Source organism: Pedobacter planticolens, assembly GCF_014172375.1.
In the GTDB taxonomy this organism is placed as follows: Bacteria; Bacteroidota; Bacteroidia; order Sphingobacteriales; family Sphingobacteriaceae; genus Pedobacter; species Pedobacter planticolens.
The window spans coordinates 507989-531668 of record NZ_WNXD01000001.1; the positions used below are offsets into that span (position 1 = coordinate 507989).

A 23680-nucleotide genomic window follows, 5' to 3' on the forward strand; every position below is an offset into this window, starting at 1 on the left:
AATGAAAAAATACATCATACAATCAATCCGCTTAACACTAGTTTTAATTGTGTTATTATGTGTCTTATATCCAATAAGCATAGCCTTGGCTGGTAGGTTTAGCAAAGGCAACGGTGGCGGCGAAAAAATCACCAAAAACGGAAAAGTTATCGGCTATGCCTTATTAGGACAATCGTTTACCAAACCAGAGTATTTCTGGGGACGTCCATCGGCAGTTGGTTATAATGCAGCAGGTTCTGCAGGTTCAAATAAAGGTCCATCAAATCCAGATTACTTAAAAGAAGTTTCTAATAGAATTGATACGTTGTTGAAATACAACCCAACTATCAAAAAAGCAGATATTCCTGCTGATATGGTTACTGCATCTGGCAGCGGTTTAGATCCAAATATCTCAGAGCAAGGCGCAATAATTCAAATCAAAAGAATTGCCGCTTACCGTAAAATAGATGAAAGAAAAGTTACAGAATTAGTAGTTGAAAATACAAGTAAACCATTTTTAGGTTTGTTTGGACCAAGTGCTGTAAACGTATTGAAATTGAATTTAGCATTAGACGAAATAATAAGTAAGAAATAGAATACTGTCGTCATTGCGAGGTACGAAGCAATCTTACAACGGTTGTTAAATGCTTTAAGATTGCTTCGTACCTCGCAATGACGAATTAAGAGATATAATCCATGAAAAAACTAATAATAGCTGCTGTTGCTTTATTTACAGCATTAAATATACAAGCTCAAGAAGGATCAAAAATTAAAATAACAGGTTATTTAGAAACGTATTATAGTTACGATTTTAATGAGCCTGCAAATAACACTCGACCAAGTTTTGTGTATTCACATAACAGACATAACGAAGTGAATTTAAACTTAGGTTTTATAAAAGCAAATTATGATAACGATAAAGTAAGAGCAAATATCGCCTTAATGGCAGGTACCTACCCAAATGCAAACTTAGCCGCAGAACCAGGCGTTTTGAAAAATATATTCGAAGCAAATGCAGGTGTTAAATTAAGTGAAAAAGAAAATTTATGGTTAGATGCAGGTATTTTCTCATCACATATTGGCTTTGAAAGTGCTATTTCAAAAGATTGCTGGGTATTAACCAGAGGCATCGCATCAGAAAATACACCTTACTATGAATCTGGTGCAAAACTAACTTATGGCACAGCCGATAATAAATTTACCGCAACTGTATTATACTTAAACGGTTGGCAACGCATTAATCGCCTAGATGGTAACAGCAAACCAGCTGGCGGAGTGCAGTTAACCTATAAACCAAGTAGTAAAATCACATTAAACTACAGCAACTATATAGGTAAAGAAGGAGTAAATGCAGTAGCAGTTACCCGTATTTATCATAATTTTTATGCCATTGCACAGCTAACAGATAATTTTGGTGTAACAGCAGGGTTCGATTATGCCACACAACAAAAAGTAAAAGGTCAATCGGCAAAAAGCGAAATATTATCACCAGTTTTAATCGCACAATATAAATTCGATCCTAAATGGGCGATAGCTGGCAGAGCGGAATATTACGAAGATAAAAACGGAATTTTCATCGCCACTGGCATACCTAATGGATTTAAAACAACTGGATATTCTGTAAATTTAGATTATTCGCCAATTAGCAATGCAGTTGTAAGATTAGAAGGGAAAGTGTACGATAGCAAGGATAAAATTTTTGTACGAGATATAAATACCGTTAACAATAATGCAGCAATTACGGCAAGTATTGCAGTATCATTTTAAAGATAGTAGTCCGAAAGATTAAACAGATTATAAAGTATGAAGAATCTAACTCAGCGTTCTCTGCGTAAACTCAGCGCTCTCTGTGGTTAAAATAAAGAAATTATGCAAGATGTTCGTGACTTTCTAGATTTAGTGAAGAAAAACCGCAGAGGTAAACTAAAAATTTACATCGGTATGAGTGCGGGCGTTGGCAAAACCTTTCGCATGTTACAAGAAGCCCATGCTTTATTGCGCAATGGAGTTGATGTTCGCATTGGGTATATCGAAACACACAACCGTAAAGAAACACACGAACTTTTAGAAGGCTTACCGATCATCCCCAGAAAAAAGATTTTTTACAGAGCCAAAGAGTTAGAAGAAATGGATGTGCAGGGAATTTTAAATGCACACCCAGAAATTGTAATAGTAGATGAATTAGCACATACCAATGCCGAAGGAAGTAAAAATGCAAAGCGATGGCAAGATGTTTATGATATTTTAGAAGCAGGAATTAGCGTAATATCGGCAGTTAATATTCAGCATTTAGAAAGTATAAACGAAGAAATTGAGCACATTACAGGTATCCCAGTTACGGAAAGAATTCCTGATAAGATTTTAGAAATAGCAGACGAAATTGTAAATATTGATTTAACGGCAGATGAATTATTAAACCGGTTAAAAGAAGGAAAAATATACCAAGCCAATAAAATAGAGCAAGCGTTAAACAACTTTTTTAAAGCAGAAAAAATACTGCAGTTAAGAGAATTAGCACTAAAAGAAGTAGCCCATCAGGTAGAACGAAAAGTAAATATTGAAGTTCCTAAACAGATTAAACTAAGGCAAGAACGTTTTTTAGCTTGTATTTCTTCCAATCAGGAAACTGCAAAAGTAGTGATTAGAAAAACAGCTCGACTGGCATCTTACTACCATTCGCCATGGTTGGTTTTGTATGTGCAAAGCACTAAAGAAAATGCCGATAGAATTAAGTTAGATAAACAACGATATTTGCTCAATAATTTAAAATTAGCAACAGAATTGGGAGCAGAAGTAATTAGAATTAAAAGTGATGAGATTACAAAAACCATTATTAAACTGGCAGATGAAAAAGAAATTACGACCATTTGTATTGGTAAACCACATTTTAATCTATTTCAATTGATATTAAGTACAAGTGTATTTAACGAATTATTAAAAGCAATGGCAAAAAAAGATACTGATTTAGTTATTTTATCTTAATTATAAAATCATGAAAATTAAAACTAAACTCCGCTTAGGCTTCGGCTTTTTATTTTTGATAATAATAAGCTTTGGAGGCATTTCATTATATCAAATAAACGAAATCTCAGTACATGCTAAAGTTATCCTAAAAGATAATTATCAATCGTTAATTTACGTAAATCAAATGCGTACTGCGCTCGATAATCAGAACGGAAACATCAATCAAAATAACCGTAAAGAACTTGATAATGCGATAACACAAGAAGAAAAGAATGTTACCGAAACGGGAGAAAAAGAAGCTGTCATCGCATTGCGAAAAGCTTTTGAAACTATAACAAACACTAGTGTTATAGCAATTGAAAAAGAGCAAGCTATGGTTCAAGTCCGTTTACAGCTGCGAAACATTGATGAATTAAACATGGCGGCAATTGTGAAAAAAAATAACAATGCACAAAAAGCCACCGAAAAAGCCACACTATATTTAGGCATCACCGCATCAATTACTTTTATCATTTTATTTAGTTTTATCGTAAACTTCCCGGGTTTTATTGCCAACCCACTACGCGAGTTACTAGAAGGAATAAAAGAAATTAGCCGTAAAAACTACAAACAACGCTTAGAGTTTAAAGGCAATGATGAGTTTAGCGAACTTGCGATAGCCTTTAATAAAATGGCGGTCGAACTAAAAAACTGGGATAATACCAATGTAGCACAGCTGAAATCAGAAAAGCAACGTATTGAAACTATTATAGAGCAAATGCAAGATGCCATTATCGGATTAAATGAAAAACAAGAAATCCTTTTCTTTAATAAAGTTGCTGGGCAATTGCTAAATCTAAATACTACAAACGTTATTGGTAAAAGTGCAGCAGAATTAGCTCAAAAAAATGAATTATTAAAAAGAGTTTTAGCAGATAAAATAGGAGAGGAACCTTTAAAAATTTATGCAGATGAAAAGGAATCTTATTTTGTATTGGAGAGTAGAGAAATAACCATCCCAAATTTCGATGAACCCAATGAAAATGCTTTAATCGCAGTTGGCAAATCAGCAGGTAAAGTTTACATACTTAAAAACATCACTAAGTTTAAAGAACTAGATGAAGCCAAAACCAATTTCATCGCTACAGTTTCTCACGAATTAAAAACTCCACTATCATCAATAAAAATGAGTTTAAAGTTGCTAAACGATAATCGTGTAGGCACAATGAACGAAGAACAAACCGAATTGGTTAATCACATTAAGGAAGACAGCGAACGATTACTAAAAATCACTAGTGAATTGCTCGATTTAGCTCAAGTAGAAACTGGAAACCTACAATTAAACTTTGTGCGCACAAACCCAAGCGAAATTGTAAACTTCGCATTAGATGCAGTACGTTTTCAAGCACAACAAAAAGAAATAGAGTTAGAATTGATAAGTAAAAACACCTTGCCAACTGTAAATGCTGATGTTCAAAAAACGGCTTGGGTATTGGTTAACTTTTTGTCAAATGCATTAAGATACAGCTCAGCAAAATCAAAAGTTATAGTTCAGGTAATAGAACAAGGGCAATTCATAGAGTTTTCGGTAAAGGATTTTGGCAAAGGAATAGAAGAGCAGTATCAAAAAAAATTGTTCGATCGCTATTACCAAGTCCCAACAGATGGACAAAACAAATCTGGCTCTGGCTTAGGTTTAGCAATCTCTAAAGATTTTATCGAAGCAGAAAACGGCAAAATCTGGGTAGAAAGCGCAATAGGCGAGGGCAGTAGATTTTGCTTTATATTACCCCTAGCTTAAACAACTATTAGCTGTCAAGCAAACAGCTAATAGTCATTTTAAAACCCTTATCTAAACTAGTTTCAAGCGTATAAGTCGCATTAATCATTTGCAGCCTACTCATAATGTTTTGCATGCCAATACCTTTCCGTTCATCTAAAACAGCAACATCAAAGCCTTTTCCATTGTCTTGGTAAACAATTTCAAGAGTATTCTCTAATTCTTTAAAACAGATCTCAATTTTAGTAGCATTGGCATGTTTTAACGTGTTTGCAATTAACTGCGTAATTACTCTAAACAATGCTAACTCAGCCTTTTCACTAAGTAATTTTTCTTCAGTTGTTAATTCGTTAGAAATTGCAATTTCAAGTTCGCCAGTTTTATTAATTAATGAAACAAAACCCTCAATAGAAGTATAAAGCCCAAACATAGCCAAGCCAGGAGGAGAAAGATCGTGAGCAATATTTCTCACATCAACAATCATTTTATCTATCAATTGTTTAGCAGGTAAAATAACCTCTTGGTCGGCTGGGTTATATTGCCTCATCGCAGCATTCAACATCAATTTTATGGCAGATAAAGTTCCGCCAACCTCATCATGCAAATCTTCACCAATTCGTTTTCGTTCTATTTCTTGCGAATCTATCACAGCACTAAGCAATTGTTTTTGTTGCTGTATTTCAGTATCCTGAAACAATTTTCGTTGCTGCCAAACCATGTTCTGATTGCGGATATACAACACCAAGAAAAAAGTAACCAAAATAAAAATGGCCAACACACTATAAAAAATGAGTAAATAGATGTTATCCATCACTTTTTAATAAGCTAAAACCCTTTGCCCAAAACAAGTACATCATTAATACCAAAGCACCATGCACACTCCACACCACGGTATTCATCGCTTTATTCATGGTTACAAGTGTCATATAATTAGATAAAATGAAGATAATACACGCAACAGGGAAATAAATTAAAATACCCATGTTAAACCAACTCGTATGTTTGTTTAACCAGTTTTCGGTAAACCCACTTTTATACAAATACAATAAACAAAAGAAGGTAATTAGAATAGCTTCAAGCGGTCTGGTATATGTATTAAATGTATATATACTTTGTAAAAAAGTAAAGTTTAAAATGCACAATACCGGGAAAAGTATCAGTATAAACAACAATACTTTTTTAATCAATGCATCTGTAAATAGCGTTCTAAAATAGCTCAAAATAAATACCGCCTCTACAATTGTATACAAGTGTAGCAAGGGTAAATTTCTCATTCTATACACAATAAGAACTATTGCAGCCAGATTAATTAAACCAGAAGCTATCAAATAATAAAAGAGAAGTTTGGGGCCAGCTTTTGCAGCCTTAAAATTAAGTACCCCAAATAGTATAGGGATTAGTATACTAAGGGGTACAATATAAGTTAAAAACATAGTCTATTAAGGAACATATAATGGACTTTCTGGATCACATTGGTCTGGGCAAGGTTTCGTAAAATCATATATTTCCGAATCATCGCCAGGATTACCTAAGCCAGTAATACTATTGGTAATAATATCATTCCCTTTTAAATCTACAGGAACAACTAATGCAGTAATATCATTAGGTAATAATTCATCAGTTATTTTAATATCAAAGTAAGCACGTACACCTTCTATCGAATACGTAATGTTTCCATTATCATCAACACTGGTATACTTTTCTACAATCGCCATCAAATCATAAATAGGGATAAGAATAGCTCTTGGGATGTTCATTTCAGGAACTTGTTTTACAAGCTCATCTCTAAACCTGGTTACTCTAATAATTGCATCATTGAGTGGAATGGTGGGAACGCTAATTGGTTTCATGATTTTTTAAATTTTCACTAATCTAAAAAAAAATAGACATTGTATAGCTTATAGCGCACAAATTTTATAATTTCAAGCCATCAAATCATCCTCAATGAATATCAATATTGCTATAGCCGACGACCAAAAACTTTTTAGAAGAGGGATGGCTGCACTAGTAGGTACTTTCCAAAATATGTCACTACTATTCGAAGCCGAAAATGGTAAAGAATTACTATCACTTTGCGAAAGTGCTGTTGTAAAACCCGATATTATTTTGCTCGATCTTTCCATGCCAGAGATGAATGGATTAGATGCTTTAAAAATACTAAAAGAGAAATATCCAAAACTAGGCGTTATAGTTTTAACCATCCACGAAGCTGAGAATTTTATACTAGCCACCATACAAGCAGGTGCAAACGGCTATTTAGCTAAAAATGCAGAGCCCGAAGAAGTAGAACTAGCCATAAGAGAAGTAGTTAAAAACGATTTCTATTTTACCCAACCCATGCTAGAAATGATGCGTAAAGGCTTAACCAAAAAAACAAATGCCTTTTCGCTCGAAAACATAAACAAATTAACCTCTCGCGAAAAAGAAGTACTGCAACTCATATGTAAGCAGTTTAACAGTCATGAAATTGCCGAAAAACTATTCCTAAGTAGTCGTACCATAGAAGGTCATCGAAATAACCTCCTCCTAAAAACCAGCAGCCGTAACACCGCCGGCCTTGTGCTCTATGCCCTTAAACATAAATTATTCGATTTAGATATTCCTGCTCAATAAATTCCCAAATAAATTCTCCTCTTTATAAAGCTACCTGTTTTACACTCGTCATCCTGAGCGTAGTCGAAGGATCTTTTGCCCAAATTTCTCACAAAACCAATCTTATCTATGCCTCTATGAGGTAAAAAATAATTCGAAAAGCAAGCCCAGTAACTCTTCGGTAAACTCAGCCCTGCTTTCCATTACAATCTTTTTTGGCAACGTCCACCACTCATCTTATCGTCATTGCGAAGAGGGACGATGAAGCAATCTTTCCAGTAAGTAATACCAAAAAAGTATTTCCGTTACAATCAGGTTTAATAAACCTAAAACAGTGCAATGAAGTAACACCCGCCCAATAGCACACACGTCATTGTGAAGGAGGTTCTTCACCGATTGCGGCAACCTCCCAGGTGCAAATAAAACCAATTAGGAGATTGCCACGGCTTGAGAAGAACAAGCCTCACAAAGACGACCGCCTTACAAACCTTCCCCAAACCACAATCCAGCCCCAAGAACGAGCCATAGCGGCGGCGAGCTAAAAACAAAAAGACCCATTGGTGGCGAAAAGCTAAAAGCAAACAAAATGTATATTATCAAATAGGAGATTGCCACGGCTTGAGAAGAACAAGCCTCGCAAAGACGGCAATGACACACGTATTTCTACCTGCATCCCTACGTAAACTTACCCTATTCCTCTTTCGGGCATAACCACGCTAAAAACCATGCGATATAATTTGTCATTTAGCTTCGCTAAGTAGTTAAACATTATCAACCTTAAGTATTATCACATGGACTATTCAGACAAAATTAAAGCCTTACAAGAAAAAGCTGGTATTGAAGCCGATGGTATTGCTTCATCAAAAACATGGCTTAATATTTATTATTTGTTATTTAACTCATTGCCTTACAACATTAATGTTAATGCAATTATTAAAGCCATACAACAAAAAATAGAGGTTAGAGCAGATGGTTATCCCTGGGCTAAAACATGGGATGCTTTATATCAGTTGTTAGTTGGCAATGAACCTACCACTATAGATAAAATTGATGAGTATAACGAAACTGTACTAAGTAGCATGACAAAAGAGGTTGTGCCCTTTGCAAAAGAATTAATAAACTTAGCTGCGGCTGAAGGCATTTGCATTAAGTTAATGCATAACTCGCCAGATAAACTGAAAGCAAAAAAAGGTAATGAAACCTTTGGACTTACCTTTGGTATAGGAGTTTATGAAAGCACCGAAGCAGGAGAATTAATATACAAAGACCAGTCGCCGCTTTATACCGACGTTGCAAAACTAGGCGAATCTATTGGACTAACTTGGGCAGGAGATTTTAAAACGTTTACCAGTCAGCCACATTTTCAACTCAGACCAGCGTGGGCAGTTACCATGAAAGAAAGCGATATGGTAAAAGAACTTCATAGAAGGAAACAAGAGAATATTAACTTCCTAGTTTTTCTTTAATACAAGTAATACCCAGTTGCGACATGAAAATCCAAAGGTTAAAAGCTAAATTTAAACCTGCATACGCATATATGTTCGACAAAAAAAGGATATTATATGTCGAAAAAATAGAATTGTTAACAGACAATGCCTCAAGTAGAGTAAATTATTGATATAATATGCTAAATGTGAGCCATAATATGATAAGAAATGCTTCAAGTAGAGCAAACTATTGATATAATACACTAGATGTGGGACATAATAGGATAAGAAATGTCCTTTTCCTTTCGGGAAATATGCTTTTTTTGTTGTACAAACTGAAAACTAAATAGTGTATAAATGCTTTTAAATAGCTGATAAGGCATTTTTTGATGCAAACGATGAAATTAGTTACCTATTAAAAGAGTCTCAATTAGTCTCATTAGTGTTTAAAAGTTATCAATAGTTATTATTTAGTGCCAGGGCGAATTTCATTTAAGGATTATTTTTTTGTTTTACTCAAATATTGTCGGTTTGCCTTTAAAAAATCATCACCAACAATGTCCTCCAATTCATTAAGGTTTTTTAACTAGGGTGGTACGTAGTTTTGTGTTGTAATTAACAGCTAAAAAACAGCTAATTCACATAATATACTGGATATTTCTTAAATCCTGCCAAGAAGATATATGGCTGCTTTAACGCAGAGTTCGCTTTATTATGTTAGCTTTAGAAACTTACAATAGGAAAGCATTCATTTCTACTTCATTATCCTATACTTAATTCTCTCAATTAAAAAAAACAATCTTGTTTTTAAGGATATGAAAAAGAACGATTCAGCAGAACTGATTATTGCCAATAAGGAAATTGCTTTTCAACTTCAAGAAAAGAAAAACCGTGCTGCAGAATTAATCATTGCTAATAAAGAGCTCGTGTTTCAGGATGAAGAAAAAGAAAACCGAGCTGCAGAATTGATTATTGCCAATAAGGAACTAGCTTTTCAGAATGAAGAAAAGGAAAACCGTGCAGCCGAACTGATTATTGCCAATAAAGAATTAGCTTTTCAGAACGAAGAAAAAGAAAATCGAGCAGCCGAACTGATTATTGCGAATAAAGAATTGGTTTTTCAGAATGAAGAAAAGGAAAATCGTGCAGCAGAGCTAATTATTGCGAATAAGGAATTAGCTTTTCAAAACGAAGAAAAAGAGAACCGTGCGGCCGAACTCATCATCGCCAATAAAGAATTAGCTTTTCAGAATGAAGAAAAAGAGAATCGAGCAGCAGAATTAATCATCGCCAATAAGGAACTCGCTTTTCAGAATGAGGAAAAAGAAAATCGTGCTGCCGAGCTAATTATTGCCAACAAAGAATTGGCTTTTCAGAACGAAGAGAAGGAAAAAAGAGCTGAGGAATTAAGCATTGCAAATAGGGATCTTAAAACTGCCGAAGATGATATTCGTAAATTAAATGATGAGCTAGAGCAGAAAGTAATTGAACGCACCGCTCAGTTAGAATTCGCAAACAAAGAACTAGAATCCTTTTCATACTCCGTATCTCATGATTTACGTGCACCAATTAGAGGGATTAATGGCTACTCCAGAATTTTGGTAGAAGATTATGGTGACAAATTAGATGCAGAAGGTACACAAGTTCTTCAAGCCATTATTAACAATTCAAAAAAAATGGGCGAACTGATTGATGACTTGCTTGCGTTTTCCAAATTGGGAAGAAAAGAGGTAACATTTTCTGAAATCAATATGGTTAACCTTGTTAATTCGGTTATAGAAGAGATGTTGCTTGAGGATGATGAAAACATTCCTCAATTTAAGATTGATGTATTACCGCCTGCCAACGGAGATAAATCACTTATTAAACAAGTGTGGATTAACTTGATATCTAACGCAATTAAATATTCTAAACATAAAGAAAAAACCAATATCGAAATTGGTGCATATAAAAAGGATAACCTCGTTGTGTATTATGTAAAAGATGAAGGAGCGGGATTTGATATGCAATATTACGATAAGCTTTTTGGGGTTTTTCAGCGCTTACATTCTCAAGAAGAATTTGAAGGAACAGGCATTGGTTTAGCTATAGTGCAAAAAATAGTAAATCGTCATAACGGAACAGTCTGGGCCGAATCAAAAGTAAATGAGGGAACTTGTTTCTCTTTTAGCTTACAAAAAATATAGATCTTAAAATTAGAAAACATGTACAATAACGTAGAAATTTTATTTGTGGAGGATAGTGCAGACGATGCTGTATTAACCATTAGAGCACTTACAAAAAGTGGATTTACCAATAAACTACATCATGTTACAGACGGTGCAAAGGCGCTAGATTTTATTTATTGCAGAGGTATTTATGCAGATAGAAATATAAAAGATTATCCCAGATTGATATTGCTTGATGTAAAAATGCCAAAAGTATCGGGTATACAAGTGCTGGAAAAACTAAAATCAGATCCAAACTTTAAATCCATTCCAGTGGTTATGCTTACTTCATCTAATGAGGGTCCTGATATAGAAAAATGTTTCGCCCTTGGTGCAAATAGCTATATCGTAAAACCAGTTGATAGCGATAACTTTTTTCATGCAATTAAAGAGATTGGATTATACTGGATGATATTAAACCAGCCATCTCATTAACCACAAATTGTAGGGAGATATGATACCAAATCTTAAAATTCTTATTCTTGAGGACAATAAAACTGATGCAGATTTACTACTTCGTGAGTTGAAGAAGTCTGGATTAAGTTTTATAACTGAAATTGTACAAACAAGAGTAGAATTTGAGAATGCGTTACATCATTTTAACCCCGATTTAATATTATCTGATTATTCTCTTCCATCGTTTGATGCAGTTACAGCGTTTCGTATTAAACAAAATAAACACCCTCATATTCCTTTTATCATTGTTTCTGGAATTATTGGAGAAGAAAATGCAGTCGAATTAATTAAGGATGGCGTTACCGATTATGTACCAAAACAAAAATTATTTACACTGTCTACAAAAATAAATAGAGCGTTAAAGGACATCGAAGTAAGGCTAGAAAAAAGTAGTATTGCCGAAAAATTGAGACTGCAAACGGTAGAACTAATTATTGCGAATAAGGAACTGAAAGTACAACAAGAGGAATTGCAAAAAGCACATGATCTGCTGATTGAACAGGAAGAAAAGGTGAAGGTAATTAATCTTGAACTTTCGGAATTAAACCAGGAACTAGAAATGCGTGTGCTTAAACGTACAAAAGCACTAGTAGAAAGTGAAAGCCGGTTTCGCAATATGATGGAAACTATTCCGCAAATAGCTTGGACAAATACAGTAGAGGGAGAAGTTCTTTTTTATAATCAACGTTGGTACGATTATACTGGATTGGCTAAAGAACAAACCAATTTACAAGGGTTTAATGTAGCAATTCATCGTGATGATCTTAAAACCAGTTTCGACCAATTCAAGTCTATTCTTCAAACTAGTGATGGTGGTGAATTTCAGGCTCGTGGAAAACGCACCGATGGACTTTACCGTTGGCATTTGATACGCTTAATGCCTATTTTGGATGAACAAGGACACATACAACTTTGGGTAGGAACTGCAACAGATATACAAGAACTGAGGGTGCTACAACAACAAAAGGATGACTTTATTAGCATTGCTAGTCATGAACTTAAAACACCAATTACAAGTTTAAAGGCCTCTCTTCAACTTTTAGATCGATTAAAAGAAAATCCTTCTTCGGCTATGCTACCCAAACTTATTGTGCAGGCTAATAAAAGTTTAGGCAAAGTTAATGTGCTTATTGAAGATTTATTGAATGCAAGTAGAGCTAACGCTGGTCAGCTACACATTAACCCACAAAATTTCATATTAGCTGATATTATTGAAGATTGTTGTCATGCTGTACGTGCAGAAGATCTTTTTACTATTAAAATAGAAGGAGATAAGGAGTTGGAGGTGTATGCAGATGCAACTAGAATTGATCAGATTTTGATAAACTTTGTGAATAATGCCATAAAGTATGCACCAAAATCAAAAGAAATTCGCATTTGTATAGAAAGGATAAATGATATGGCCAAAGTATCAGTTATTGATAAAGGTCCTGGTATTCAGCCCGAAAAGCTAGGCTATCTTTTTGATCGTTATTACCGCGTAGATAGTAGTGGAAGTCAATATACTGGTTTAGGTTTGGGGCTTTACATTTGCGCAGAAATCATTAAAAAACACAACGGGCAAATTGGTGCTGATAGCGAACTAGGTAAAGGCAGTACTTTTTGGTTTACGTTACCTCTTAAACCTTCCAATTTATAAAAGGTTCCGTTTTGTATCACCCAATGGACGAAGAATTACCCAGACTAGAGTTGCCTTCTGGTTATATAAATCGCAGTCTTTCTTCTTCCAAATCTAAATGCTGTAAATGCTTACGGATAATTTCTTCATCTAGCATTTGTTCTTCCTCGTTTTTATCGTGAAGCCATATTCTTTGCTGGTTCAAAATATCTAGATACACTACTTTGCATTCATTGGCCATTACTTCATCATTAACTAGCGAGTTACCATGTTCCCACTTTTTTGCCATTTGCTGCAATACAGGATAGGTATTTAACTGCTCGCTATACTTGGTTTTTAAATGCAATACGGCTTGTTCTGCTAGTTGTTTTCGTATGTCATTGTATACTTTATCTTCCGATAATTCATTTGCAGCGTTTGGTGTAATTAACCTTTTAATTAAATAGGGCAGGGTTAAGCCTTGTACTAATAAGGTTAATAGAATAACAATAAATGTGATGAATAAAATAAGGTTACGCTGCGGAAAAGCAGTACCATCACTCAGTTGTACAGGTATAGATAATGCTGCGGCTAATGATACCACACCTCGCATTCCTGTCCACCCTAATACAAAAGGTACTTTATAACCTGGGTTTCTAGAATCGGCAACGGTAATAAAGTTGCGCATAATTAAAGTTACTATCACAGCACCATAGGCCGATAAAATTCTTCCTACCACCAATACCGCTGTAATTAATGCGCCGTAGCCAATAGCAGATGAAAGGCTTACATCTCCCAAGCCTGCTATAATTTCGGGTAAGGCAAGGCCGATGAGTAGAAACACTAAACCGTTTAATATAAAACATAGGCTTTCCCAAAAGTTAATGCCCCGCAAGCGTGACGTGCTACTTAGAAAAAGATGCCTTTTGTTGGCCAACAATAAACCGCCACTTACTACCGCTAATACTCCAGAACTATGCGTTTCTTCGGCAGCGATGTACATTACATACGGCGTTACAATAGATAAGGCAATATCAATATTCGCATCGGTAGGTAAGTATTTATGTGCTTTCATAAAAACCCATCCAACTAGCAAGCCAATGGCAATGCCCCCAATTACCATCCAGCTAAAACTTAAAGCAGCTTCATACCAAACAAACTGTCCGGTTGCTACGGCTATTAATGCAAAGCGAAAAATAATTAGCGATGAGGCATCATTCAATAAGCTTTCGCCTTCTAATATAGACGACATCCGTTTCGGTACTTTTACAAATTTTAAAATTGCACCAGCACTTACCGCATCTGGCGGAGATACAATGCCACCCAATAAAAAACCTAAGGCCAAAGAAAACCCTGGAATATAATAGTTGGCAACAAATGCAACAGACATGGCGCTAAGAAATACGACTACAAAAGCGAAACTACCTATAATTCGTCGCCAACGCCATAGCTCTTTCCATGATATTGCCCAAGCTGCTTCGTACAGTAATGGAGGTAAAAAGATAATAAAAATAAGCTCGGGATCTATGTGCATTGCAGGTATGCCCGGTATAAAGCAGATCGCTAATCCTGCCAATACTAATAGTACTGGATAAGCCACTTTTATTTTTTTTGCCAACATAATTAATAGTACGATGGCAATAATAAGGCTTAAATAGAAAGGGAAATTATCGAGCATTTATCTTAATTTTTAAGAGGTTAACAAAACTATAGATTAAGATACTGCTTGTTATGCTATCTGCAAAACTAATTCGCACTATTTTATTACGGATGAACAATTGCCCAGCCTTGCGCAGATCTAATAATGATTTCGCCGTTTCCGCTAGGCACATAGTGGATAAAATCGAACAATTCTTTTTTATCAATCTTTCTTTCCTTGATTGTGTTTTCGCACTGTGCAAGAATTACTCCTTGTTTAGCAAGTGCTAAAAGTGTTTCTTGGTATTTGCCGTTTTTATAGTAAACCGCAACTCCGTCGCCAAATACAATAAGTTCTACCTCTAGTTTGCCTTTAAGGCGAGGATCTTCCAACGCATTTTTTATATTTCTCAGCGTTCCTGTAATTTTTTTATCCTCCGAGTTATTTAACACATACAATGCTTTGTAGTGTTTCTTATCAGCCTTTGCTCCCGTAAACTCAGTTGCAGTAGGAGTGGTTTGAGCATTAACCAGTTTAGTGAAAAATAATAAAGCAATGGCAACGAATAACATTTTATAAGATCTCATATCGGCATATTTAGGGTTTGAATTTTGTATAATTATATAACGCGTAAAATACCAAATTAAGCGTGTTGTAGCATTCAACAGTTTTTGGGTCTTTTCTTAATTTACTAAAAAATTAATACATTCATAGGAAATAGATAGACATTATAAGTAACAACTCTAAAATCAAGCTTGTTAAAATACATGAAACCCAGTTTCCTTAAAAATAAACATTTTACTTTCCTTTTTTTGAGTATAGCGCTGTTTTTTTCAGTTAAAGCAAATGCCCAAAAGATAGAACCAATTAAGTCTGATCAGGGAGAAGTTGTAACGATACACTCCAACATTCTAAACGAAGATCGAAAGATACTGATCTACACACCGAAAGATTCTGATAATCCAGAGAAAAAATATCAGGTGATTTATGTTCTGGATGCCGATAATCATTTTACCCAAATGGTAGAATATTCTAAATACCTTAGTCGACAAGATGTGAATGCTATTCCACCACTAATTGTTGTAGGAATAACAAATACAAACCGTAACCGAGATCTCACTCCATCTCATAGCACTACTGATTATTCTGGAAAACCGGATACCACTGCTAATTCCCCGTATAAGAACAGCGGAGGAAATGAACGTTTTTTTCAATTCATTCAGAAAGAGCTCATACCCTATGTCAATTCAAATTACAAAACTCAACCTTACCGCATTTTTGCAGGACACTCATTCGGAGCGCTAACAACTATCAATTGCCTCCTAAATTATCCGGATATGTTCGACGCATACATTGCCGTAAGCCCATCCTTCTGGTGGGATCAGAAATTCTTGCTGAAACTCGCTGATAATAAATTGAAAGCAGGATCAACTTTATCTAAAACTCTTTTTTTCAGCAATGGCAATGAAGATTATTCTTCACCTGGATCACCGTTTCATACCAACATTTTAAAGTTTGATTCCTTGCTCAAAAAGCGCAACATCAAAGAATTAGATTTCGAATATACGGCCTATCCAATTGAAAGCCATATGACTGTTCCTATTAAATCATATTATGATGGACTTCGATTTATCTATCGCCAATGGGTACTTCCTTCAATAAAGGATGAAGAGGTCAATTCGGAGATCATTATGAAACACTATAAGGAATTATCGCAAAGGTTTAAGTATTCGATTTTACCTGACGAAGCATATATTAACAACTGGGCACAATGGTTAGTAAAAACCCCAGCAACACTAAACAATGGTATTAAGCTACTGGAAATGAATGTAATTAATTACCCATCTTCTTCAAGTGCCTTTGCAGCTTTGGGTGCAGCTTATGTTGTAAAAGGAGAAAAGCAAAAAGCGATCGCTTCGTACAAAAAAGCTAGTGAATTGAATCCTACGTCAACTGAAATTAAATTACGGTTACAGGAGTTGCAGAAATAATATATTAAGTTAATCCAGATCAAGATTAATGCTTTTAGAAGCCAAAAAAGCCTCAGATTTCTCTAAGGCTTTATTTGTACCCAGTGCCGGAGTCGAACCGGCACGGTTTCCCACAGGTGTTTGAGACCAGCGCGTCTACCAATTCCGCCAACTGGGCATTTACTTTCTAGCGGGACGCAAATCTATCAATTACGAGACTAAAATCCAAACTTTATTTCCTTTCTTTTTTAGTTGGATAAAACACTTTCTAATCTTTATTGTTACTACTATATCTCGTTTAAATTACCGTTCCCCATTTACAAGCATTAGTACTCGAGATATGAAAATAGCCTACATTTCTACTTATCCACCGCGAGAATGCGGATTGGCAACGTTTAACCATAATTTAATTAAAGCGATAAGTGCCAATTTTAATCATGAAACCTTAATTGAAACCAGTTTGGTTGTTGCTATAAATAACTCTGATTCTATAACTGAATATAAATATCCAAACGAAGTTAAGTTTGTAATTAGGCAAAATATACAAGATGATTATGCCAAAGCAGCAAATTTTATAAATGAAAGTACTGTTGATGCATGTATTTTACAACATGAGTTTGGTATTTATGGAGGCGAAAGTGGATTATATGTATTACCATTTTTAAATCAGATAGAAAAACCAATTATCTCTATTCTGCATACTATTTTAAATTCTCCAACCTTTTTACAAAAGGCTATTATTAAAGAAATTGCCAAACGTTCATCAAAAATTGTGGTGATGAGTCATCGGGCTGTTCGTTTTTTAATAGATATTTATCAGGTTCCTAAAGAAAAAATTCAAGTAATTGAACACGGAGTGCCAGATTTGGAAGCGCCACTTGTTAATCCTGTTAAGGAAATAGCACAACTGAAAGGCAAAAAGATATTACTCACCTTTGGTTTACTAAACAGAAATAAAGGCTTAGAAACGGTAGTAAAAGCATTGCCGAAAATTGTAAAAACACATCCAGATGTGGTCTATGTTATTTTAGGAAATACGCATCCTGGTGTGGTTAAAAATTCTGGAGAAGAATATCGAGAATACCTTAAAGAGCTAGCTGCTGAGTTAAATGTGGAAAAACACATAGTTTTTATGAACAGGTTTGTAGAGGAGGAAGAACTAATAAACTATCTCACTGCTGCTGATGTGTATATCACCCCGTATTTTAATGAGGCACAAATTACTAGCGGTACACTTTCTTACGCAGTAGGAGCGGGCGCTGCGGTGGTATCTACTCCTTATTGGCATGCACAAGAACTTTTAGCGGACAATAGGGGTTGTTTATTTGATTTTAAAGATGATGTAGGGCTAGCTATTATTATTAATGAGTTATTAGATGAACCTGATAAATTAATGGCTTTAAAGAAAAATGCCTACGAATACGGACTGAAGTTACGGTGGCCAAAAATTGGACAATCATTTATTGCAGTAGTAGAAAAAGCGGTAAATCACCCAGATTATAGTGAGAAAATTTTACGGCAAATGATAGACCCTGGTGTAATGCCAGATTTTAATTTAGATTATGTAAAGCGCTTAACCGATGATACTGGTATTTTTCAGCATGCAAAATATGGTATCCCTAATAGAAAAGAAGGGTATTGTTTAGATGATAATGCAAGAGCTTTAATTATGGCTTTAATGGCTTATCAAGAGGGTAATAGCAAGGACGCTTTAAAATTATTGCCAATTTATTTAAGTTACATCCACGATATGCAATTGGAGAATGGAAATTTTAGAAATTTCCTCAGCTTCAGTCGGCAGTTTTTGGATGAAGAAGGTTCGGACGATTCATTTGGGAGAACCATTTGGGCCTTAGGGTATTTAATTAACACGGCTCCAAATCGCTCGTATGCAGAATTTGGCTATGAATTATTCTTTAAAGCAGTTCCTCATTTTAAAAAACTAACACATTTAAGAGGGGTTTGCAATACCATTACTGGTTTATGTTATTATTTAAAATCTCACCCATATGATGAGCATATCATAAAAGAATTGAATAGTTTAATCGATAAATTAATTTCATCTTATCACGGTACCAAAGGCGAAGATTGGCATTGGTTCGAAAACCATATGACGTATGATAATGCCATATTTCCTCTTGCATTATTTCATGCTGTCGAGATAACAGGTAACGAAGAAGTACTACAAATTGCGCATGAGTCGCTGGCGTATCTCGAAAAAATCACTTTTAATTTAAATACCATAAATCCCGTAGGAAATGATGGTTGGTATATACGAGGAAAAGGAAATATGCCTTTGTATGATCAGCAAGCAATTGAATTGATGGCAATGGTGATCATGTATTTTCAAGCGTACAAAGTAACACGAGAAAGCGAATACCTGAAAAAAATGTTCTCTTGTTATTTATGGTTTTTAGGAGAAAACTCACTACGTATTCCATTGTACGATTCGGAAACTAATGGTTGTGCAGATGGTTTGCACCCTAGTGGCGTGAATAGAAATCAAGGTGCAGAAAGTACCTTAGCGTATTTAATTTCACATTTAACCGTAGTTAAGGCTTTTAAATACGATGCTGAACTAGAAACGATTAAACAACAAGAAAGCATAGCAGTTAAATAGGAATTGCGGACTACATAGTTGGGGAAGATTTAAGTCTTTCTAACAAGGCTTTTAATTCTACAGACGCAAAAGATGATGAATAATCTGATAAACCATAAGGAATAATTAAATGGTCGTTATTGATAATTGAACCACAAGAATACACCACATTAGGCACGTAACCCTCACGTTCATCGGGGTTAGGGATAAGTAAAGGCTCTTCTAATCGTCCAATTTCTATGGTAGGATCTTCAAGATTTAGCAAACAAGCACTTAAACAATACCTACGCATTGGGCCAACCGCATGGGTAATAATTAACCAACCATCTTCGGTTTCAATTGGCGAACCGCAATTACCAATTTGTACAAATTCCCAATTGTATTTAGGTTCTTGTAATTTAATCGGGTTTTCCCAAACGTTAATTTTATTCGAATACATAATGTAATTGTTCACGCCATCTATGCGTGATAGCATAGCATATTTACCGTTTATCTTACGCGGAAAAAGTGCTAAATTTTTGTTTTGTGCACCATCACCAAATAAAGGCCCGATATTAAAATCATAAAAGTCTTTAGTTTTTAAAAGCTTAGGGATTATGATATGACCATCGTACGCTGTATAAGTTGCGTAATAGGTAACTGAGCTATCATCATTAATGAATTTGACAAAACGAGCATCTTCAATTCCTTTTCTTTCAAACTCAGATATGGGGAATATCACACGATCAGAAATATCGGTATCCATAGAGAAAATTAGCTCATGATATGAATCAGATAACCACAATACCTTTTCTAGTTCAACATCCTTTGCTGGGTCTGGTTCTAACAATTGATTTTCTGCAATAGCCCCTTTTAAAGTAGCGTAATCAAACTGATCTCCTAATTTAGCCTCAAGTGCTTTTAAAACATCTTTGTTAATGAGCGCAATTAATCCTTTATCCAAAAAAAGCTTTTTATTGTAGGTAGCATTCCGTATAATTTCTGCTTCATCAATATAATTTCCAGATGGAATAACTGTAATATTATTATTTCTGTCAATTAAAGCTCTTCTAAATACAATAGAAGAAATATGACCTTCGCCAACAGCTCTGAAACTAATAATTAAACGTTTTTCACCCTCTTCTAAATTGCTTTGATCTGGATCTTCAACAATAGAAGGGTTAAAAAATGCGGCAGATTCGATAGAATATTCATGTGTAAAATAAGAACCAATTAATAAACTCCGATGTGTTTCGATATCTTTATAATCGATATCCATTTTTTCAAACAAAGGTTTTAACTTTTTGCAGTGCCTTGATAAAATCTTAGTGATGTTACGGTGTCGTTTAGAATATTCTTGTAAAAGCGGCGAAATGATATTAAAAACTTGTTCATCGCTCAACGTCATCACTTTATTAATCACTTCTCTTCCACGCTCATCACCATTAAAAAAAAATCGTGCTATTACTCTTTTAGGATCTGGGTAAACCTTTACATGTTTACGTTCTATAGGAAGTCTCATCATAACGAATTGATTTTTTGCAATACCTAATTAACGATTAAAATCAAGGTGATAGTACTTAAATAAAGTACATTAGGATAGTTACATAACAATAGTTGAGATGCTAATGTTTTAAACCTTAACGTTTAACCTAATTATCAGGAAAATGTATTTTCATCAACTCTTTAAATTTTGATGTTTTTCTAAGGTTGATTAAATTTTCATCAGCCATAATACGACCATGATAATCAAAGCCATTTTCTAAAGCAAGTTTAAAATTCTTTAAGCTGTTAGGTATATCATTGGTTAAAGAATATACGCTAGCCAAAACATAATAAGCGTTAAAATTTGTGGAATGCTCTTCGGAAACTTTAGTAGCATATTGTATAGATTTTTTATAATCTTTAAGTTGCATAGCCGCAATGCTAGCAGAGTAATAACGGCTTAATGGCGATGATTGATCTAATGAAATAGCTTTTTCATAAAAGTATAATGCCTTTTGATAGTTTTTATTTTCAAGAAAGAGGTCTCCTAGTAAAGTGTAAAAACGACCATCCCCTTCCCTTGGTAATAACGAATCAGTATAAAGTTTATATGCCTCTAAAAGTAGCGTAGGCATTTTATAGATGCCACTCTTTACTTGAAAATAACACCTGTTTACATTTAATTCTGCTCCTTTTAAACCATAGGCATAACCCTTTACTAAATTGCCCAAATCAATATGCAGTTGTGCAAAATTCGCGTAAGCATTCCCTAAATTAAGATTATACCTTAAAGCTTCATTGTAATAAAAAAGAGCAGTTTTTTTATCAGAATTTTCATCATAATACTTAGCTAGCTGAATATATGGGTAACTACTAGTATGGTTATTCTTTATATAATCCTTAAAATAGTCAAGTCCCTCAGCCTTTTTATCCAATGCATTATAAGTATCAGATATACTTACCCAAGCATCATTATAATTTACATAAAGCGTTATAATTTTTTTATAAAGAGTTAAAGCCTCATCATAACGTTTTGAGTTATACAATAGGTTAGCTAAATTTTCAAGATAAATCCCTTCTGTTGGAGTTATTTCAATGGCTTTCTTAAAGTATTTCTCAGCTTGCTCATAATTTTCTGATATCAAATAAACCCTACCAATATTATTAATTGCATCACTATAATTAGGGTCTAAGTCTATCGCCTTTTGGGCAGCTTGAATGGCCAATGGATATAGTTTTTTTTCAATATAAACATTGCTTATATTACTGTAAAACAATGCTTGGGTAGAATCTAAAGCTATCGCTTTTTCATAAAGAGGTATCGCTTTTTCATAATCCTCCATTGCCTCGTAAGTAGTTCCTAAAACATTGTAAAGTCCAGCAAATTTCGGGTCTAATTCAAGCCCTTTTTCGGCATTAGTGATGGCTTTATCGTACGTATTACTCGCAGTATACTGTATGCCAAGGTTATTGTATGGGAACGTCCAAGCAGGAGCAAATTCCTTTGCCTTTTCATAATAATAAATGGCAGAATCAGATAGGTTAGCATTAGCATATCTCAATCCAATTCTATTTAAAATATAAGCAGCATCATCCTCCAATTTTAAAGCACTCTTTAGCAGTTTTATCGCTGCCAAATCATCATCCACTAAAAGTGAATTAAAAAATAAAGCCCTCGCATTTATGTAATTGTATAGAATGTGATTTTTATCTACAATCGTACCCGCAAACATAATTTCCTTAACCGTTCGCAAATCCTTTTTAGCAAATAAATCTGGCACACCCTTAATATAATCGTCTAATTTACTTTGCGATTTCTTTTGCAAAGCAGTTAAAAAAGAAGATTTTAACGATGGCCGAATAGCAACAGCTGCGGGGTTATTTAGTAACTGATTATAAACATGCAGCGCACAATTAATAGTGTCTTTTTCGGTAGCGCCCCACAGTAACCACCCTTTTTTAACCAGTTCAGTATATTTAGAATAAGCATCTGCAATTTCTGGACTTAAATTATCCGCTATTCCTTTTTTAGTCGTATTCACAGCAAGCATTTGCCCTTTCATCAAATCATCCTTTTTGGCGTCGGCAAGCAATACCCCATCAAAAGTAAACAGCGAATGTTTGGCTTCACCCTCAATCTTAGGGTTTTGAGTGTTCGCCGTTTCATCCGCTACCGCGATAGGTAAATAAGCAGCAAGCTCAGCAGTAGTAATCACATTATCTGCATTCCTATTCGCCAAACCCTGTATCCCTTTCATTAAATAATAAGAAAATACACCCCGACCGCCGCCCCATTTAGGGTCTTCTAACGATAATTCACCCTCTTGCGCCGACAGTATTTTTGTAATCTGCCCACTCCATTGCTTGCCCAAAGCCTGCATAGTCATTTGTATGCCCTCCATACCGCCAGCTAACTTGCCAGATTTGCAGGCATCAACTATCAATAACACCTCTTTAGCCTTGTTTACAGCAACATAAGTTTCTAAATAATCTTGCAAAAACTTAATGCTGATCGTACCTTTTGTCATGTACGCAGCAGTAGGGGAATCATATGCCAATAAAAACCCATTCTGATGGACAGTTTTCTTCTCAACATCACCATGTCCCGAAAAATAGAAAATCACCTTATCATTTTCCTTCACGCTTTCCGTCAACCACTCTAACGTTCCATAAATTTCCGAAGAAAGAGCCTCTTTATTCAACAACATTTTAATGTTTTCCGAAGGCACATTTACTTGCGGAGTTCTTAAATATTTATAAAAAGCCTCCGCATCTTTATGCGCATAACTTAATTTAGAAATGTTTTGATACTCAGAAATGCCCACAATTACTGCCCAAGTTTTACCAGTAGCAGTAGCAGGCGCAGTATTAGTTACCGTAACACCTTTTGTTCCAGTCTGAGCAAAAGAAATATGAAGTACGAAGAAAGAAAGCGCAATAATTAAAAGAAACTTCTTCATTTTACAAATGCCAAAGCGTTAAAAGATTATTCTTTAAACGTTAAAAATAAACAAATGGCAAGCAATA

18 protein-coding genes and 1 tRNA gene are annotated in these 23680 nt (G+C 34.8%); 11 read left to right on the plus strand and 8 right to left on the minus strand.

What is annotated here, in order from left to right:
* Position 1: 1 nt before the first annotated feature.
* From GM921_RS02235 to GM921_RS02250, 4 genes are all read left to right on the plus strand, one after another.
* On the plus strand, positions 2-574 hold the full coding sequence (locus GM921_RS02235; RefSeq protein WP_182920986.1) for a K(+)-transporting ATPase subunit C: 573 nt from the start codon (positions 2-4) through the stop codon (positions 572-574).
* Between the two features lie 101 nt (positions 575-675).
* Positions 676-1746 (plus strand): porin, encoded by a 1071-nt coding sequence (locus tag GM921_RS02240; RefSeq protein WP_182920987.1) that lies wholly within the window; start codon positions 676-678, stop codon positions 1744-1746.
* A gap of 102 nt (positions 1747-1848) precedes the next feature.
* Positions 1849-2961, plus strand: coding sequence for a sensor protein KdpD (locus tag GM921_RS02245; RefSeq protein WP_182920988.1), 1113 nt, complete (start codon positions 1849-1851; stop codon positions 2959-2961).
* A 10-nt stretch (positions 2962-2971) separates the two neighbouring features.
* A complete protein-coding gene (locus GM921_RS02250; protein WP_182920989.1) occupies positions 2972-4723 on the plus strand; it encodes a HAMP domain-containing sensor histidine kinase in 1752 nt (583 codons plus the stop codon).
* A 7-nt stretch (positions 4724-4730) separates the two neighbouring features.
* Here GM921_RS02250 and GM921_RS02255 read toward each other — a convergent pair whose 3' ends face one another.
* From GM921_RS02255 to GM921_RS02265, 3 genes are all read right to left on the minus strand, one after another.
* A complete protein-coding gene (locus tag GM921_RS02255) occupies positions 4731-5513 on the minus strand; it encodes a sensor histidine kinase (RefSeq protein ID WP_182920990.1) in 783 nt (260 codons plus the stop codon).
* Positions 5506-5976, minus strand: coding sequence for a hypothetical protein (locus GM921_RS02260; RefSeq protein ID WP_182920991.1), 471 nt, complete (start codon positions 5974-5976; stop codon positions 5506-5508). The genes GM921_RS02255 and GM921_RS02260 overlap by 8 nt, the downstream gene beginning before the upstream one ends.
* 165 nt (positions 5977-6141) lie before the next feature.
* Positions 6142-6552: a hypothetical protein gene (locus GM921_RS02265; RefSeq protein WP_182920992.1), complete on the minus strand. Its 411-nt coding sequence runs from the start codon at positions 6550-6552 to the stop codon at positions 6142-6144.
* Between the two features lie 94 nt (positions 6553-6646).
* Here GM921_RS02265 and GM921_RS02270 point away from each other — a divergent pair, with 94 nt between their 5' ends.
* The 5 genes from GM921_RS02270 (at position 6647) to GM921_RS02290 (ending at position 13023) form a co-directional block, all read left to right on the plus strand.
* Positions 6647-7315, plus strand: a complete 669-nt coding sequence (locus GM921_RS02270) for a response regulator transcription factor (RefSeq protein ID WP_182920993.1) — start codon at positions 6647-6649, stop codon at positions 7313-7315.
* Positions 7316-8085: 770 nt separating this feature from the next.
* Positions 8086-8760, plus strand: coding sequence for a M15 family metallopeptidase domain-containing protein (locus GM921_RS02275; RefSeq protein WP_182920994.1), 675 nt, complete (start codon positions 8086-8088; stop codon positions 8758-8760).
* A gap of 776 nt (positions 8761-9536) precedes the next feature.
* Positions 9537-10907, plus strand: a complete 1371-nt coding sequence (locus tag GM921_RS02280) for a sensor histidine kinase (RefSeq protein ID WP_182920995.1) — start codon at positions 9537-9539, stop codon at positions 10905-10907.
* An 18-nt stretch (positions 10908-10925) separates the two neighbouring features.
* On the plus strand, positions 10926-11363 hold the full coding sequence (locus GM921_RS02285) for a response regulator (RefSeq protein ID WP_182920996.1): 438 nt from the start codon (positions 10926-10928) through the stop codon (positions 11361-11363).
* A 19-nt stretch (positions 11364-11382) separates the two neighbouring features.
* The gene (locus GM921_RS02290) at positions 11383-13023 is read left to right on the plus strand and encodes an ATP-binding response regulator (RefSeq protein ID WP_182920997.1); all 1641 of its coding nucleotides are present in this window, start codon (positions 11383-11385) and stop codon (positions 13021-13023) included.
* A gap of 61 nt (positions 13024-13084) precedes the next feature.
* Here GM921_RS02290 and GM921_RS02295 read toward each other — a convergent pair whose 3' ends face one another.
* Positions 13085-14659 (minus strand): Na+/H+ antiporter, encoded by a 1575-nt coding sequence (locus GM921_RS02295; RefSeq protein WP_182920998.1) that lies wholly within the window; start codon positions 14657-14659, stop codon positions 13085-13087.
* An 86-nt stretch (positions 14660-14745) separates the two neighbouring features.
* The gene (locus tag GM921_RS02300; protein ID WP_182920999.1) at positions 14746-15207 is read right to left on the minus strand and encodes a DsrE family protein; all 462 of its coding nucleotides are present in this window, start codon (positions 15205-15207) and stop codon (positions 14746-14748) included.
* Between the two features lie 180 nt (positions 15208-15387).
* On the opposite strand from GM921_RS02300, the gene GM921_RS02305 reads away from it, so the two are divergent.
* The gene (locus GM921_RS02305) at positions 15388-16611 is read left to right on the plus strand and encodes an alpha/beta hydrolase-fold protein (protein WP_182921000.1); all 1224 of its coding nucleotides are present in this window, start codon (positions 15388-15390) and stop codon (positions 16609-16611) included.
* 77 nt (positions 16612-16688) lie between these two features.
* On the opposite strand, the gene GM921_RS02310 is transcribed toward GM921_RS02305, so the two are convergent.
* Positions 16689-16768: transfer RNA gene (locus GM921_RS02310), tRNA-Leu, on the minus strand.
* 162 nt (positions 16769-16930) lie between these two features.
* On the opposite strand from GM921_RS02310, the gene GM921_RS02315 reads away from it, so the two are divergent.
* Positions 16931-19210 (plus strand): glycosyltransferase family 4 protein, encoded by a 2280-nt coding sequence (locus tag GM921_RS02315; RefSeq protein WP_182921001.1) that lies wholly within the window; start codon positions 16931-16933, stop codon positions 19208-19210.
* Between the two features lie 10 nt (positions 19211-19220).
* Here GM921_RS02315 and GM921_RS02320 read toward each other — a convergent pair whose 3' ends face one another.
* Entirely contained in the window at positions 19221-20690 is a 1470-nt protein-coding gene (locus tag GM921_RS02320; RefSeq protein WP_182922218.1) for a glycoside hydrolase family 130 protein, read from the minus strand.
* Positions 20691-20820: 130 nt separating this feature from the next.
* Complete coding sequence (locus GM921_RS02325) at positions 20821-23613, minus strand: tetratricopeptide repeat protein (RefSeq protein WP_182921002.1); 2793 nt, start codon at positions 23611-23613, stop codon at positions 20821-20823.
* Positions 23614-23680: the final 67 nt, after the last annotated feature.